The sequence below is a fragment of the Rhizobium sp. P1_E6 genome, from assembly GCF_056405875.1.
This window is the reverse complement of the sequence record NZ_JBFUBG010000001.1, coordinates 184863-198073: the sequence shown is the minus strand read 5'-3', so window position 1 is coordinate 198073 and position 13211 is coordinate 184863. Positions and strand designations below refer to the sequence as shown.

Annotated in this window: 13 protein-coding genes and 1 pseudogene; 7 read left to right on the top strand and 7 right to left on the bottom strand. The window is 60.6% G+C overall.

Going from position 1 to position 13211, the window contains the following annotated elements:
* Window positions 1-23 precede the first annotated feature (23 nt).
* Window positions 24-1091: an adenylate/guanylate cyclase domain-containing protein gene (locus tag AC1D35_RS00950; RefSeq protein WP_477853631.1), complete on the bottom strand. Its 1068-nt coding sequence runs from the start codon at window positions 1089-1091 to the stop codon at window positions 24-26.
* Window positions 1092-1327: 236 nt separating this feature from the next.
* On the bottom strand, window positions 1328-1627 hold the full coding sequence (locus AC1D35_RS00945) for a DUF1330 domain-containing protein (RefSeq protein WP_113296735.1): 300 nt from the start codon (window positions 1625-1627) through the stop codon (window positions 1328-1330).
* A 104-nt stretch (window positions 1628-1731) separates the two neighbouring features.
* Here AC1D35_RS00945 and AC1D35_RS00940 point away from each other — a divergent pair, with 104 nt between their 5' ends.
* The gene (locus AC1D35_RS00940; protein WP_113311133.1) at window positions 1732-2235 is read left to right on the top strand and encodes a MarR family winged helix-turn-helix transcriptional regulator; all 504 of its coding nucleotides are present in this window, start codon (window positions 1732-1734) and stop codon (window positions 2233-2235) included.
* 34 nt (window positions 2236-2269) lie between these two features.
* On the opposite strand, the gene AC1D35_RS00935 is transcribed toward AC1D35_RS00940, so the two are convergent.
* Complete coding sequence (locus tag AC1D35_RS00935; RefSeq protein ID WP_113296733.1) at window positions 2270-3040, bottom strand: SDR family oxidoreductase; 771 nt, start codon at window positions 3038-3040, stop codon at window positions 2270-2272.
* Window positions 3041-3146: 106 nt separating this feature from the next.
* Window positions 3147-4601 (bottom strand): cobyric acid synthase, encoded by a 1455-nt coding sequence (locus AC1D35_RS00930; protein ID WP_113311134.1) that lies wholly within the window; start codon window positions 4599-4601, stop codon window positions 3147-3149.
* A 606-nt stretch (window positions 4602-5207) separates the two neighbouring features.
* On the opposite strand from AC1D35_RS00930, the pseudogene AC1D35_RS00925 reads away from it, so the two are divergent.
* A pseudogene (locus AC1D35_RS00925) lies at window positions 5208-5542 on the top strand (glycine betaine ABC transporter substrate-binding protein); the annotation flags it as partial.
* A gap of 32 nt (window positions 5543-5574) precedes the next feature.
* A complete protein-coding gene (locus AC1D35_RS00920) occupies window positions 5575-5925 on the top strand; it encodes a hypothetical protein (RefSeq protein WP_113296731.1) in 351 nt (116 codons plus the stop codon).
* A gap of 6 nt (window positions 5926-5931) precedes the next feature.
* Here AC1D35_RS00920 and AC1D35_RS00915 read toward each other — a convergent pair whose 3' ends face one another.
* From AC1D35_RS00915 to AC1D35_RS00905, 3 genes are all read right to left on the bottom strand, one after another.
* Window positions 5932-6087 (bottom strand): entericidin domain-containing protein, encoded by a 156-nt coding sequence (locus AC1D35_RS00915; protein ID WP_113296730.1) that lies wholly within the window; start codon window positions 6085-6087, stop codon window positions 5932-5934.
* A 95-nt stretch (window positions 6088-6182) separates the two neighbouring features.
* Window positions 6183-7124 (bottom strand): LysR family transcriptional regulator, encoded by a 942-nt coding sequence (locus AC1D35_RS00910; RefSeq protein WP_477832085.1) that lies wholly within the window; start codon window positions 7122-7124, stop codon window positions 6183-6185.
* A gap of 51 nt (window positions 7125-7175) precedes the next feature.
* Window positions 7176-8582 carry a peptidoglycan L,D-endopeptidase MepK gene (locus tag AC1D35_RS00905; RefSeq protein ID WP_113311135.1) on the bottom strand — a complete coding sequence of 469 codons (1407 nt, stop codon included), beginning with the start codon at window positions 8580-8582 and terminating at the stop codon, window positions 7176-7178.
* A 289-nt stretch (window positions 8583-8871) separates the two neighbouring features.
* On the opposite strand from AC1D35_RS00905, the gene AC1D35_RS00900 reads away from it, so the two are divergent.
* From AC1D35_RS00900 to AC1D35_RS00885, 4 genes are all read left to right on the top strand, one after another.
* Entirely contained in the window at window positions 8872-10176 is a 1305-nt protein-coding gene (locus AC1D35_RS00900) for a hemolysin family protein (protein ID WP_113296727.1), read from the top strand.
* Between the two features lie 134 nt (window positions 10177-10310).
* Window positions 10311-12212, top strand: a complete 1902-nt coding sequence (locus AC1D35_RS00895) for a potassium transporter Kup (protein WP_477938169.1) — start codon at window positions 10311-10313, stop codon at window positions 12210-12212.
* 219 nt (window positions 12213-12431) lie between these two features.
* Window positions 12432-12596, top strand: coding sequence for a hypothetical protein (locus AC1D35_RS00890; protein ID WP_477853625.1), 165 nt, complete (start codon window positions 12432-12434; stop codon window positions 12594-12596).
* Between the two features lie 119 nt (window positions 12597-12715).
* On the top strand, window positions 12716-12919 hold the full coding sequence (locus tag AC1D35_RS00885) for a hypothetical protein (RefSeq protein WP_113311137.1): 204 nt from the start codon (window positions 12716-12718) through the stop codon (window positions 12917-12919).
* The last annotated feature ends 292 nt before the right edge of the window (window positions 12920-13211 follow it).

Here is a 13211-nt window from a genome sequence, read left to right as displayed (position 1 = left end):
CTTTCTGAAAATCGATTCCGATTTCAGGCCACTGCCGTAGTAGGTACCGCGAGCTTGAACACGTCCGCCCTCCTCGAAACGCCGCGCAATTCGAACGATCCCAGATGTTCGCAGGCGACACCGCAGGCGGCCGCGAAGCTTTCCGACATCAGAAGGGGCTGGCCGAGTTCGCCGCAGAGTTTCTCGAGCCGCGAGGCCTCGTTGACGGCCCTGCCGATCACGGTGAAATCAAGCCTGCCGCGAGCGCCGACATTTCCGTAAAACACCTCGCCGAGATGCAGGACGACGTCGACGCCGATATCAGGCCCGCCCTCGCGCATCCGCCGACGATTGAGCGCCTCGTTTGCCTCCAGAACATTTCGGGTCGAGGCGAGCGCAGCCATGCAGGCCTTCTCGGGATCCTCGCCGTCTTCACCGCCTGTCGGAAAGATCGCCAATACGCTGTCGCCCATGAACTTGAGGATCTCGCCGGAATTTTCCTCGACATGGCGGCCGATCAGCTCGAAATGCTCGTTCAGAAACCCGGCGATCTCACCGGGTTGATAGACTTCGGTCAACGCCGTGAAGTTTCTGAGGTCAGCAAGCAGGATCGCGGCATTGATGGCGCCTCCCGTTCCCCTCTGGACCTCGCCCGCAAGGATGCGCGCACTCGTCTTAGCGCCTGTATAGACAGCAAGGATGTCCGAGGCGGTTCTCGATGCCGCGATGCGGTAGCAGGCAAGCCCCAGTGCCGGGAAAAGCTTTGCGATGATCGTCAGCTGATCGTTGGAAAATCCGCCCGGCCTGTCGCTTGTCAGGGACAGGCTGACCCCGCGCAACGCGGCCTCCTTCGGAAACTCCAGCAGGCTGACCAGATGATCCGTACCGCCGCCAAGCGCGAATTCTGCAAGCTGCGGATAGTCGTCGACACCCTCCCCCTTGGCAAGGATCCAGCGCCCCAACGTTTCGCCTCGGCCCAACAGATAATAGATCGGCGTCTTCTCGAAGCTCAGCTGCGCCGCGCTGCCATATTCGGCCCTCTCGATGGTGGTCGCGCCGCCCCGCACGAAATTGGCCGAGATGCCGGCATACATGGGATGAATGGATGGCATCGCGATACTGCCTCGCCAGATGGGAAAGCCATCCGCGATCAGCCGATCGCACAAACCGGCAATGAGCTCACCGATATGTTCGCTCCTGATTCCCTCGTCTATAAGCCACTGAATATGATCGTTAATTTCGGAACCTCCACATGGGCCGGTGCAATTCTATAGTCGGAAATAGGGCGAATGGGCGGCAATGCCGAACCGGGCTGCGACCTCAGGCAATGGCTGCGAGGCCAATGTTTCTAACCATCCATCCCGGCAACGATAACCGCGGGGCAGGCGAAGAGAGAACGATACCTGGCGACACCTTCATTTGCCTGCCTCGCCTCCTCATACCATTCCCGGGCAATGGAGGCGGTGCGGAATTCGATGATCAGAAGCCTGTTCATCTGCCGGTTTCCCTGGACCGGTTGGACCCTGCCGCCCGGAGACCGGACACGGCCTCCATGGAACGTCATATCCGCCGATATGCATGCAAGATAATCATCGATCGCCTGATCTTTGATATCGGGATGGATTTCGAGAATGAAATAGGCGCTCATGGATCGCTGCCTGTAACAAGGGCCGAACAGCCATGCGAGAGTATCGACATGACGCTGACGATTCCTTAGAATATCGAAACAATTAGTTCGGAGATCTAAACGTTTTGCCGAAAAAGTCAACTGACCGCCTCGCGCGCTACATTCCGACGGTCCAGCTGTTTTCGGCCCGGCTCGGGCTGTTCCACCAGAAGGTGGCCGAGCAGGTGGGCTTGACCAGCACCGAATTCAAGTGCTTCCGGCTGTTGGAAAAACTCGGACCGCTGTCGATGACGGCCCTGTCGCGCGAGGTCGGATTGAAGATCGGGACGGTCAGCGGGCTGATCGACAAGCTGGAGGCGACCGGCTTTGTCGTCAGGCAACGGGACGAGACCGACAAACGCCGCCTTGTCCTGGTTGCCTGTCCCGAGGCCTCGGCACGCGCCACCCGGCTCTACGAGGAGCAGAGCGAGCCGGTCTCCGCGATCCTGGACTCCTACAGCGAGCCGGAATTCAACCTGCTGCTGACCTTCCTCACCGATCTCGGCAATATCTTCGCCCGGACCTCTCCGCCGTCGCTGAAAGAACCGCATCCCGAGCAGGCCTCCACCCACTCCGGTGAGAAGCCATGAAAAACGCCGCAGGAATGAAGGCAGGCATCTCCGCTCACATCCTGACCGTCATGCCGCCGTCGACGGTGAGCACGTGGCCGTTGACGAAGGAAGCGGCACCGCTTGCAAGAAACAGCGCCGCGCCGGCGATCTCGTCTGGGCGGCCCCAGCGCTGGACCGGGATGCGCTGGCGCACGAAGGGCATCAATTCCTCGTTTGCAGCCATCGCCGCATTCGTCTCTGTGGCGAACCAGCCGGGCGCAATCGCGTTGCTGGTGATGCCATGCGGGCCGAATTCGACCGCCATGGCGCGCATCAGGCCGGTCAGGCCCTGCTTGGCCGCCGGATAGACGCAGTCGCCGGGCATTACGACATGGCCGCTGATCGAGGTCACCGCGATCAGGCGGCCGTAATTGCGCCGTTTCATCAGCACGGTTGCGTCCCGCGAAAGCGTTATCGCGGCGGCCAGATCGGTGCGCAGCAGCTCGATGATGGCATCGTCGTCGAATTCGGCCAGCGGGCGCCTGTCGCGGGCGCCGACATTGTTGATCAGGATATCGAGACGGCCATGGGTCTTTTCGATGTCGGCCATCAGCCCGCGCTGGGCCTCTCGGTCGGCGATGTCGAACGCGGCGGCCTGCGCCGTGCCACCAGCKGCGCGGATGATCCTTACGGCATCTTCCAGCGTCGCCGCCGTGCGACCGGTGACGATGACGTGCGCACCGGCCTCGGCAAGTGCGCGTGCCATCTCGAAGCCCAGGCCGCGGCCGCCACCGGTCACGAGCGCCACCTGGCCCGCCAGCGAGAATCCATCCAGTATGCTCATAATCTTTATCGCTCTCGACTGGGTGCGTTGCAGCGACAATTAATGGACTCAGTCAACTAATTTGGCAAGAGCTGAGCGTCTTCGCTGAACGCAGGCCATATCCGACCTAGCCGAGCAGCCCTGCAAGCCAGTGCGGGTGGAGATGTTGCTCCAAGCCACCTGCGACCTCGTCGAGCGCACGGTCGACGCTCTCGCGATAATTACCGCCTTCACCTGAGAGGCCAAAGCTTTGAAGCAGCCGGGTGCGGTAGGCGTCGCTGCCGAAGAGGCCATGCAGATAGGTGCCCATGATCCGGCCGTCGGCCGAAACCGCACCATCGGCCAATCCTTCCACGATCGCCGCCGGGCGGGCACAATCCTCCCCTCGCGTGATGCCGAGATGAATCTGATAGCCTGACAGCGGCACGTCATATTCCGCCGAATGGGCAGAGCTGTTGCGCACAGTCTTCTCCGGCGCCATCTCCGTCTCGACATCGAGCAGGCCGAGCCCTTCGATTTCTGTCGTCGCTCCCTCGATGCCGAGCGGATCACGTACAGTGCGGCCGAGCATCTGATAGCCACCGCAAATGCCGATCACCCGGCCGCCGCGCCTGACATGGGCGGCAAGGTCGCGGTCCCATCCCTGGGCCTGGAGATCGGCGAGATCCGATATCGTCGATTTCGAACCGGGAAGGATGACGAGCCCCGCATCATCGGGCAGCCGCTCGCCTGCCCGCACGAAGACAAGCTCGACATCGGGCTCGGCCCGAAGCGGATCGAGATCGTCGAAATTGGCAATGCGCGGCAGCACCGGCACGGCAATCTTCAGCGCGCCCGCCGCCCCTTTCGCCAGCCGCTCCAGCACGACGGAATCCTCGGCCGGCAGTCGCCCCGCCGCCTTCAGCCAGGGCACGACGCCGAAGCACGGCCAACCGGTAAAACCTTCGATAGAGCGGATACCGTCGTCAAACAGCGAAACGTCGCCGCGAAACTTGTTGATGATGTAACCCGAGATCATCCTGCGATCTTCCTCGCTGAGGATCGCATGGGTGCCGACGAGCGAGGCGATCACCCCGCCGCGGTCGATATCGCCGACGAGGACAACAGGCACATTCGCCCGCGTCGCAAAGCCCATATTGGCAATATCGCCGGCCCTGAGATTGATTTCGGCCGGCGAACCCGCACCCTCGACGATGACGAGGTCCGCACCCTCGGACACCTTGCCGAAACTCTCCAGCACAGAGGCCAGAAGCTGCGGCTTCAGCCGCTGATAATCGCGCCCCTTCGCCTGCCCGAACACCCTGCCCTGCACGATGATCTGGCTGCCATTCTCGGACTGCGGTTTCAAGAGCACCGGGTTCATATGCACGGAGGATGGCGTGCGTGCTGCGAGCGATTGCAGCCATTGCGCCCGGCCGATCTCGCCGCCGTCGTCGGAAACTGCCGCATTGTTAGACATGTTTTGCGGCTTGAACGGCCGCACCTTCAGCCCGCGATTGGCCGCCAGCCGGCAAAGCCCCGCCACCAGCACCGTCTTGCCGACATCCGAGCCGGTTCCCTGCAGCATGATGGCTCTGGTCATAACTCTATCCGTGAACGCTTCCAGGCAGGCCTACAATGCCGGCGGGCGGACGGTCAACCGAGGCCTGAAAATGCGAAAACCGCGATCGAGCCATGAAGCCCAATGCGGTTTGCCGTAAACGCTGGCGTCTTCACCCTTACACGATGAAGCTCGCTTTTCCCGGGACGCAGTACCTGATCCGGAAAAGCAGCGGTTGTCCCCGCCACGCATCAACAGATAACGGCACATTCTTACCGGATGGTTATTGAAGGCCCGCCCAGAGGCAAAATTCGACTTTTTTTGAACTTTTCCGAATTTTTCTCATCCGGAACCGCTTCAGCCCTGGCCGTGAGCGTGCATTCCCGCTGATCGAATCCAGGTGGAACATTCATGAGCGCAGCCATAAGTCCTTCGGATTCAATAATTTAGTTACAGATGGAACCCGAAAGACGGATGATTTCTTGAAGCAGATCCGTAGCTTTGCTTACCATGAGCCATCGATAGAAATGGCCGGCGACGAGCCACCGGAAACCAGACGAACGGCGCCGCAAACAGGAGAGGCCGGAGAACCGTGATCTCCGCCGGGCGATTGGCACCTGAAACGGCGGAGAGATTTGTCGGCTAATTATGAAGCTCCTGGATTTCAGCGTGACGCATGATCCGGCCGAATGGAATGCCTGCACCTCGGTTCGGGGCTGCGCCAATCCCAGGATGAACGCCTATCCGGTGTCGCAGGCCTTCACGCTGATGACCCGGTCATTCGCTGACCGCGCCGGCCCCGTCATGACCTGTCTGAAGGCACGCAGCTGGGATAACGAGACCATCAGCCAGGGCTGGCATGGCAGGATGAAAACGGTGAGGACAACGAAAGTGCGGCCCTCTATTTCCTGCAGAATTATGAGGAACTCTGGAGCCGATGGATTCCGGTCGATGTAGCCGAGGAGGTCAAGGCCAGTCTATAACCTTGCTGACAACAAGGACTGGACGATTCGTCATGACTGGCACGGTGCCCTTCCCCGATCGCGATACCGTCGCGGAAAAACTCGCGGCGCTCTCGGAAACCGATAAATCCTATCTGTCGCTGCTGATGGAAAACCCGGCGCAGGACGATAACCTGCTCGCTGGCCTGTATCGGCATCTCGATGTCGCCTCCGCCTCGCGCCTTCTCAACTCGCTGAAGCTCGAAACTCTCGGCAAGTGGATCGGTGAAGCTGGGCCCGACCGTCTGCAGATCAGGCTCATGGAAGCGGCACGCTCCAGCCAGCACCCTGCCTATGCCGCATTCCGGACCGGGCTGACCCGATCCGGCGGGCTGGAAAAAGCTTATCCGACTTCGAAAATCTGAACCTGTTTATCTCTTCGCTGCGCGATCGACACTGCGGCCGGCATCCTGCGTTGCGTTGACGGCACTTGCCGTATCCCTGCCGACGCCGCGGATCGTATTGGCGCAGGAAGAAAGTGCAAGAAGGACCATAAAGGCGGCTGCGATTTTACCCGTGGTCGTCATGTGCGAAATCCTTTTGTGAAATCAACCCCGAACGGCCAATGCCGTCCGGGCGGGATAACGCATTCGTGAGCGAAAAGTTCACCGGCTAAAAGAAATCAGGCAGCCGCCGCTTTCGACCTTTCGGCGAAGGATGCGCGGATGCTGTCGGCGACCGTTTCGATCGGCCCCGTCATCTGCGATGCGGTGAGCAGCTGGATGTCGAAAGAGCCCAATTCCGGCAGCCCTTCCTGGATGCCGAGGATTGCCATATCCTCGCTGACATAGGAGAGTGGCAGCGGCGCGATGGCGAGATCGGAGACCACGGCGGCGCGCTGCGCCATGGTGTGGGCGCTGAGATAGGCGACGCGATAAGGCCGCTTGTTGCGCTCCAGCTGGGAGATCGCTTCCTGCCGCCAGATGCAGCCGTCTTCCCAGATCGAGATCGGCAGCGGATCGCGCCGATGCGCCGAACCGCACTTGGCGCCCGCCCAGACGAGCCGTTCGCGATAGACGACCTCACCATTGGTCGGGAAAGGCCGCGTGGCGCAGTTGATGAGAGCGAGATCGAGGCGTTGCTCCTCCATCCGCTTCTTCAGGCCTATGCTCATGTCGATCGTCACGTCGACCATGATACCCGGATAGATCTGTGCAAAACTCTTCAGTATCTGCGGCAGCAGCCGCTCGCCGATATCCTCGGGCGCGCCGAGCCGCACCACGCCGCTGAGCTCAGGCATGATGAAGCGCGATACTGCCTCGTTGGAGAGCGCCAGGATGTTGCGTGCATAGGACAGCAGCATTTCGCCATGCTGCGTCAGCGTCACCGAGCGCGCATCGCGGCGAAACAGCGTGACACCAAGCTGTTCCTCGAGCTTCTTGATCTGCATGGAAACGGCCGACGGCGTGCGGAAGACGGTTTCGGCGGCAGTCGAAAAATTACCGGTCTCTGCAATGGCTACGAAGGTGCGCAGCACATCATTGTCGAGCAGCGGAATGGGACGGCGAAACGGGATTGTCATCGTCACATCTTTCAATTTTTCTGAATGATGAGGCATTATCATTGCATTTGATTGAAAGTCAATCCGACCCCAAGGGATCGGATCGATGACACTTTAGCCCTCAGTACCGAAACGGTTGGTCTTGAAACTCTTTCCCGCCGCACCTGAAGCAACCGTCCTGCCCCCGCCGACAGCCTTCGGATAGGTATTGCCGACCATAGCAGGCGCCGTAAGTCCGACCGACGCTTCTGGCGACCGCACTGCCCAGGCAATCAGCGCTCGTGCGGACATCTCGCCGACGCCACCCGAGACATGCTCCGACGCGGAAACCGGCAACACGGCGATCTGCTCAGCCGTCGGCGCGGGATGAGTCAACCGGTCGGCGATATCTGAGGTATTGGCGGGCTTGCGACCGACAACGAAGCGCGTGAAATCGGCCGGGGCCGGCTGGACGGATGCCAGCGCAGCGGCAACCGCGGGTACAGGTGCGGGCGTTTCGCTCTCCACGGCCTCGATTTCAACAGGCCGCAGCACTGGCAGCGGAACAGTAAGCGAGGCAAGATCGGCAAAGGCCCGGTCGGCAACTGCCTTGTCCTCGGGCTTGGCAAGCTGCGGCGCCAGTCCGATCTCGGCCCGCTTCTGCGGCGTCGGCAGCATGGCGGTGACAAGGCTTCCGGTCACGACGGGATCAGGTGCCTTCGCAGGTGCTGGTGCGCGTGCGGTCAGCAGGGTCGGTGCCGCTGGCTTTGGCGTTACAGGCGCATCGTCCTCCTCATCCTCGCTTGCGGCAATCTCGATCGGCGCGGAGCGGATACCCTTCTTGCGGTCGGCAAGCGCCACCTGATAGCCCGGAAGCGGCCGACCGTCCGCCGGCAGGTGGATCGTGCGTCCGTCGGGGAAAAGCCGCGCCAGCTCCTGGCGCGACATGCGCGGCCAGGCGCGCACATTGCCGACATCGAGATGCACGAAGGGGGAACCCGATGTCGGGTAATAGCCCACACCGCCGACTTGCATCTGCATGGCAAGCCCGCGCAGCGTCGTGAGCTTGACGCCGGGAATATAGAAATCCATCGCCTTGCCGAGCATGTGCTGGCTGCGCTTGGCGACACCGGTATTGCGCGAGCGGTTGCGCAGCATGTTGTTGGTGGCAGGCGAGCGGTAGGCCGAGACGACGTGGATTGCCTCCTTCGCCCCGCTCTTGCGATAGACCTCCCAGACGAGATCGAGCAGCCGCGGATCCATCCTGGCCGGTTCATTGCGCCGCCAGTCGCGCAGGAAGCGGTTGATCTGGTTGAGGCCGCGCTGGTCGAACTTGCCGTTGCGCTTGAAGACGATCGTCGCACGCTCGCCCGTATGCGTGAAGTAGAGCTTCAGCGCCCTGTCCTCTGCCGCTGCCTCGCTCGATCCGGCAATGACAGCAAAAACGAAGGCCGCAACGATCGCCACGCGATAGGCGACGACAGACAGAAACCACGCAGACGCGGTCGCTGGAATGGCGGCGATGGCTTGATGAAGGGACACAGGCTTCGTCCTTGGTGCGAGACACGAAAACATCACAGGCACCGCATACGCGGCGGCGTTAAGCCTTCATTATGGTCAATAGATCCTTAAGAGGCGGTTTATAAGCAGCGGATTACATGAAGCTCCGTTTCCGGAAGATGCCGTCGTGCGGTTCTCCGGTTGCGCCGGCTGTAGGAAGTCCCGCCACAATTATCTTGCCTGAAGAGCTCGATCTTCGACGGCAACTATCGCAAAGCGAAGCGAGATCGCATAGTTTCGACGGATCGTTGTCATCAAAACAGGCCAAAGTTTGTTTACCGAAATAGCCATCGTCGTCCTTCTCACCATTCTCAACGGCGTCCTTGCCATGTCGGAGCTCGCGATCGTCTCCGCCCGCCCGGCACGCCTCAGGGTTATGGCAGACCAGGGAAGCAGAGGAGCGCGACTGGCCCTGCACCTCGCCGAGGATCCCGGCCGTTTCCTGTCGACGGTTCAGATCGGCATCACCCTCGTCGGCGTCCTGTCAGGTGCCTTCTCGGGCGCCACGCTCGGCGCGCGATTCTCCACCTGGCTTCTGGCGCAGGGGCTTCCCGATGCCTGGGCGGATGGGCTTGGCGTCGGTACGGTCGTCGTGGCGATCACCTATCTCTCCCTCATCATCGGCGAGCTGGTGCCCAAGCAGGTGGCCCTTCGCGCGCCGGAAGCGGTCGCCGCCAGGGTCGCGCCGACGATGACCTACCTGTCGAAGGCCGCATTGCCGCTCGTCTGGCTGCTCGACGGCTCGGGCAAACTCGTTCTCGCCCTGCTCGGCCAGTCGGGAAGGAACAGCGATGGCGTCACCGATGAGGAGATCAAGACGGTTCTCGCGGAAGCCCAGAGCGCCGGCGTGATCGAAATCGGCGAGTCCGCCATGATCACCGGCGTCATGCGTCTTGCCGACAGAACGGCGCGCGCGCTCATGACGCCGCGGCGCGATGTCGAGCTCGTCGATATCGAAGATACCGCCGAGGAGATTCGCAAGACCATTCAGTCGACATCGCGAACGCGACTGCCGGCACGCAAGGGCAGCTCCGACGAGGTTCTCGGCGTTCTCGCCGTCAAGGACTATTACGATGCCCTTGAAGCCAACCGGACGGTCGACATCATGACGCTGGTACGGGATGTTCCGATCATCTCGGATCTCGCTCCCGCCTCCTCGGTGATCGAATCCATCAGGAAGTCGTCGCAGCATATGGTTCTGGTTTTTGACGAATATGGCCACTTCGAAGGTGTCATCACGTCAGGCGACATCCTTGAATCCATCATGGGCGTTTTCGGCGACGCGGCCTCCGGCGAGGAACCGGCGATCAAGCGACGCGACGACGGCTCCTACCTGGTTTCCGGATGGACGCCGATCGACGAGTTTTCGGAATTCATGAATTTCCCTGTTGACGCAGACGTCGAATATCAGACCGTCGCCGGTCTCGTCCTGGAAGAACTGAAGCACCTGCCCGAGCTTGGCGAGACCTTCGTCAAGAACGACTGGAAATTCGAGGTGATCGACCTCGACGGGCGGCGCGTCGACAAGCTTCTCGTCAGCGCGCTGGCGAAGAACGATGCGCGGGCGGAAACATGATCGCCACGATCAGGGCCGCAATGCGAGCGGTCTGACGGCCGCTCACCGCGACTCGACGTGCCATTCTCAGCCTTGCGCCCCATATCCTTCATTCCGAACGACGATCAAGGCCGGACAACAATCAAAGGATCTCCATGTCAGCCACCGCCCACGACGCAGACCGGTCTCATGCAGGCCAACAAAAGTTTGCGGCCCTCCTGCTCGGGGCGGTTGGAGTGGTCTATGGAGATATCGGAACGAGCCCGCTCTATGCCTTCCGCGAAGCGCTACGGCCCTTCGCCCATGACGGCGTCACCCCACAGGAAGTTATCGGCCTGATCTCGCTGATGATCTGGACGCTGACGATCATCGTCACGTTCAAATACGTGCTGTTTCTGCTGAGGGCGGACAATGAGGGCGAAGGCGGGACCCTTTCCCTGCTGGCCCTCCTCATGAAGAAAACCAGCCGGCACGCCACCGTCTTTTTCTTCGCAGGGATCATCGGTGCCGCGCTTTTCATCGGCGACGCGATGATCACGCCTRCGCTCTCCGTGCTGTCGGCGCTCGAAGGGTTGAAGCTCGTCACTCCGGTCTTCACGCCATACATCCTGCCGATCGCCGTCGCGATCATGCTGCTCCTGTTCCTGGTGCAGTCGGTCGGCACGGCCTCCGTGTCAAAACTCTTCGGCCCGATAACGCTCCTGTGGTTCCTCGTGATGGGCCTTGCCGGGCTTGCCCACATCGCCGACGACCCCGCGATCTTCGCAGCACTCAATCCCCTCTACGCCTTCGATTTCATCACCCATGCGGGCCTCATCGGCCTCGTGGTCCTCGGCGCCGTCTTCCTGACCGTAACAGGCGCGGAGGCGCTCTATGCCGATCTAGGGCATTTCGGCAGGAAGCCGATCCAGGTCGCTTGGTTCGCTGTGGTCTTCCCCTCGCTGCTCCTCAACTATCTCGGCCAGGGCGCGCTTGTGCTCGCCAACCCGCAGGCCGCGTCTGATCCGTTCTTCCTGATGTTTCCGGAATGGGCGATCCTTCCCGTGGTCATCCTTGCCACGGCTGCCACGATCATCGCCAGCCAGGCCGTCATCACCGGGGCGTTCTCGCTAGCCCGTCAGGCAATCCATCTCGGTTTCCTGCCGCGGCTGGAGATCTGCTTCACCTCCGCCTCCAATACCGGCCAGATCTATGTACCGGCGGTCAATATGGCGCTGCTGCTTGGCGTGCTTGCCCTGATCTTCGCCTTCGGTTCGTCAGAGGCCCTTGCCACGGCCTACGGAATTTCGGTCACGGGTGCGATGGTCGTCACCACGATCCTGTCCTTCCAGTTTCTCCGCGTCGTCTGGGGATGGAACGTGCTCACGGCGCTCGCCGCACTCCTGCCGCTCCTCCTGCTTGAAAGCATCTTTCTCGGCGCGAACCTCCTGAAGATCCACGACGGCGGCTACGTTCCCGTGCTGATCGCCGGCGCGCTCATGGTGATGATGTGGACCTGGAGGAAGGGAACCAAGCTAGTGCGCCAGAAGTCCGCAAGCAACGACATACCCCTGATGCAATTTCTTGCGTCGATCGAACGAAAATCGGATCACGCTCCCGCTCAGGTCCCCGGCACGGCGATCTTCCTGACCAGCCTTCCCGACATGACGCCCGGCGTGCTCCTGCACAATCTGAAGCACAATCGCGTCCTGCACGCGCGCAACGTCATCCTCAACGTGAAGACCGCGCCGCGGCCCTATGTGTCGGAAACGGATCGGGTGACGATCGAAAAGCTGTCGGAGCGCTTCATCAAGATCCAGCTCCTGTTCGGCTTCATGGAGGACCAGGACGTTTCCAAGGCCCTGCCGCTCTGCCGCAAGGCGGGCTTTGATTTCGAGATCATGTCGACCTCGTTCTATGTCGGCAGGCGCAAGCTCGTCGGGGATCCGAATACCGGTCTTCCGGCCTGGCAGGACCGGCTCTTCATCGCCATGGCGGGCTTCGCCATAGATCCCTCAGATTATTTCCAGCTTCCCAGCAACCGCGTGGTGGAGCTTGGTGAACAGATGGTCATCTGACGGCCTGCACATAGGTCGCCTGCACATCCGCTTACCCCCTTTGCATGTCGCCATCAGGCTTGAAGAGCTGCCGAATGCAGTCCTTCACAGCCATGGGCACGGCCCTACCATCTTTCAATTTCTCTGAACCTAAGAGCCAGTTCATTTCATTTGTTTGAACCAGCCTCAGTACCTATATTTTAGTTGTGACGATGAGGCTGAAGAAAAAGGAGGCCGATCATGTCGCAAATAGCAGGCTTCAACATCCTCCAGGCTTTYTTCGCATTCCGTGCGCGCCTGTTTCGGGTGGCTGCACGTGAAAAGATCAGGCAGGAAATGAAGCAATATCCATCGCACATCGCGGCCGATATATGCGCCCTGCCCGCTCTCGACGAGGAGCGGTGATAGTTCAAAATCGCTTATGGTACTCATAAAATCTATTCGTTTGRATGATGAGTCCCGCAAGCGCATATTTCACTTCAAGGACACGGGAATCCCGGATCCAGCAAGGAAAGGAAACGGCAATGACCTCGTTGACTTACAGGGATGGCGGCAAGGACCTTTCATCCTACAGCAGACATTCTTCGTTCGGTTTCTATGCCGACAAGCTCGTGCGCGCATGGCGCCGGTGGCAGACGGAACGCCAGATCGAATCCATGCCCCTCGACATCCGCAAGGATATCGGCTGGCCGAGCGCCGACGAGACCGGCAAAGACAGAGCTCACTAAAGACAGGGCTCATGAATGCACCATGTAATGAATACGACATACCTCCCAAGCTGAAGGCGGTGTCTGTCCCAACGCAGCACCGCCTTTTTCATCTCCGCCGCCCACCTACTCTCCAGTGAATTTCACAAGACCACAACGCAGCATCGAGGCCATTTTCTCTGCTCGCGCCGCAAATCACTGCTGATGTCGCAGATTTGCTCTTCCTAGCCGCATTTATCCATGCCAGTGTCGCTTTTGGAACATCGGAACGACGCATTCCACGCGACCAATATGCAGTCGCCCTCGAGCATGG

Excerpts from the sequence above, each read along its gene's own strand:
- AC1D35_RS00950 (WP_477853631.1), bottom strand. The coding sequence starts at position 1,091 with ATGCCATCCATTCATCCCATGTATGCCGGCATCTCGGCCAATTTCGTG.
- AC1D35_RS00945 (WP_113296735.1), bottom strand. The coding sequence starts at position 1,627 with ATGAGCGCCTATTTCATTCTCGAAATCCATCCCGATATCAAAGATCAG.
- AC1D35_RS00930 (WP_113311134.1), bottom strand. The coding sequence starts at position 4,601 with ATGACCAGAGCCATCATGCTGCAGGGAACCGGCTCGGATGTCGGCAAG.
- AC1D35_RS00920 (WP_113296731.1), top strand. The coding sequence starts at position 5,575 with ATGACTGGCACGGTGCCCTTCCCCGATCGCGATACCGTCGCGGAAAAA.
- AC1D35_RS00915 (WP_113296730.1), bottom strand. The coding sequence starts at position 6,087 with ATGACGACCACGGGTAAAATCGCAGCCGCCTTTATGGTCCTTCTTGCA.
- AC1D35_RS00910 (WP_477832085.1), bottom strand. The coding sequence starts at position 7,124 with ATGATAATGCCTCATCATTCAGAAAAATTGAAAGATGTGACGATGACA.
- AC1D35_RS00885 (WP_113311137.1), top strand. The coding sequence starts at position 12,716 with ATGACCTCGTTGACTTACAGGGATGGCGGCAAGGACCTTTCATCCTAC.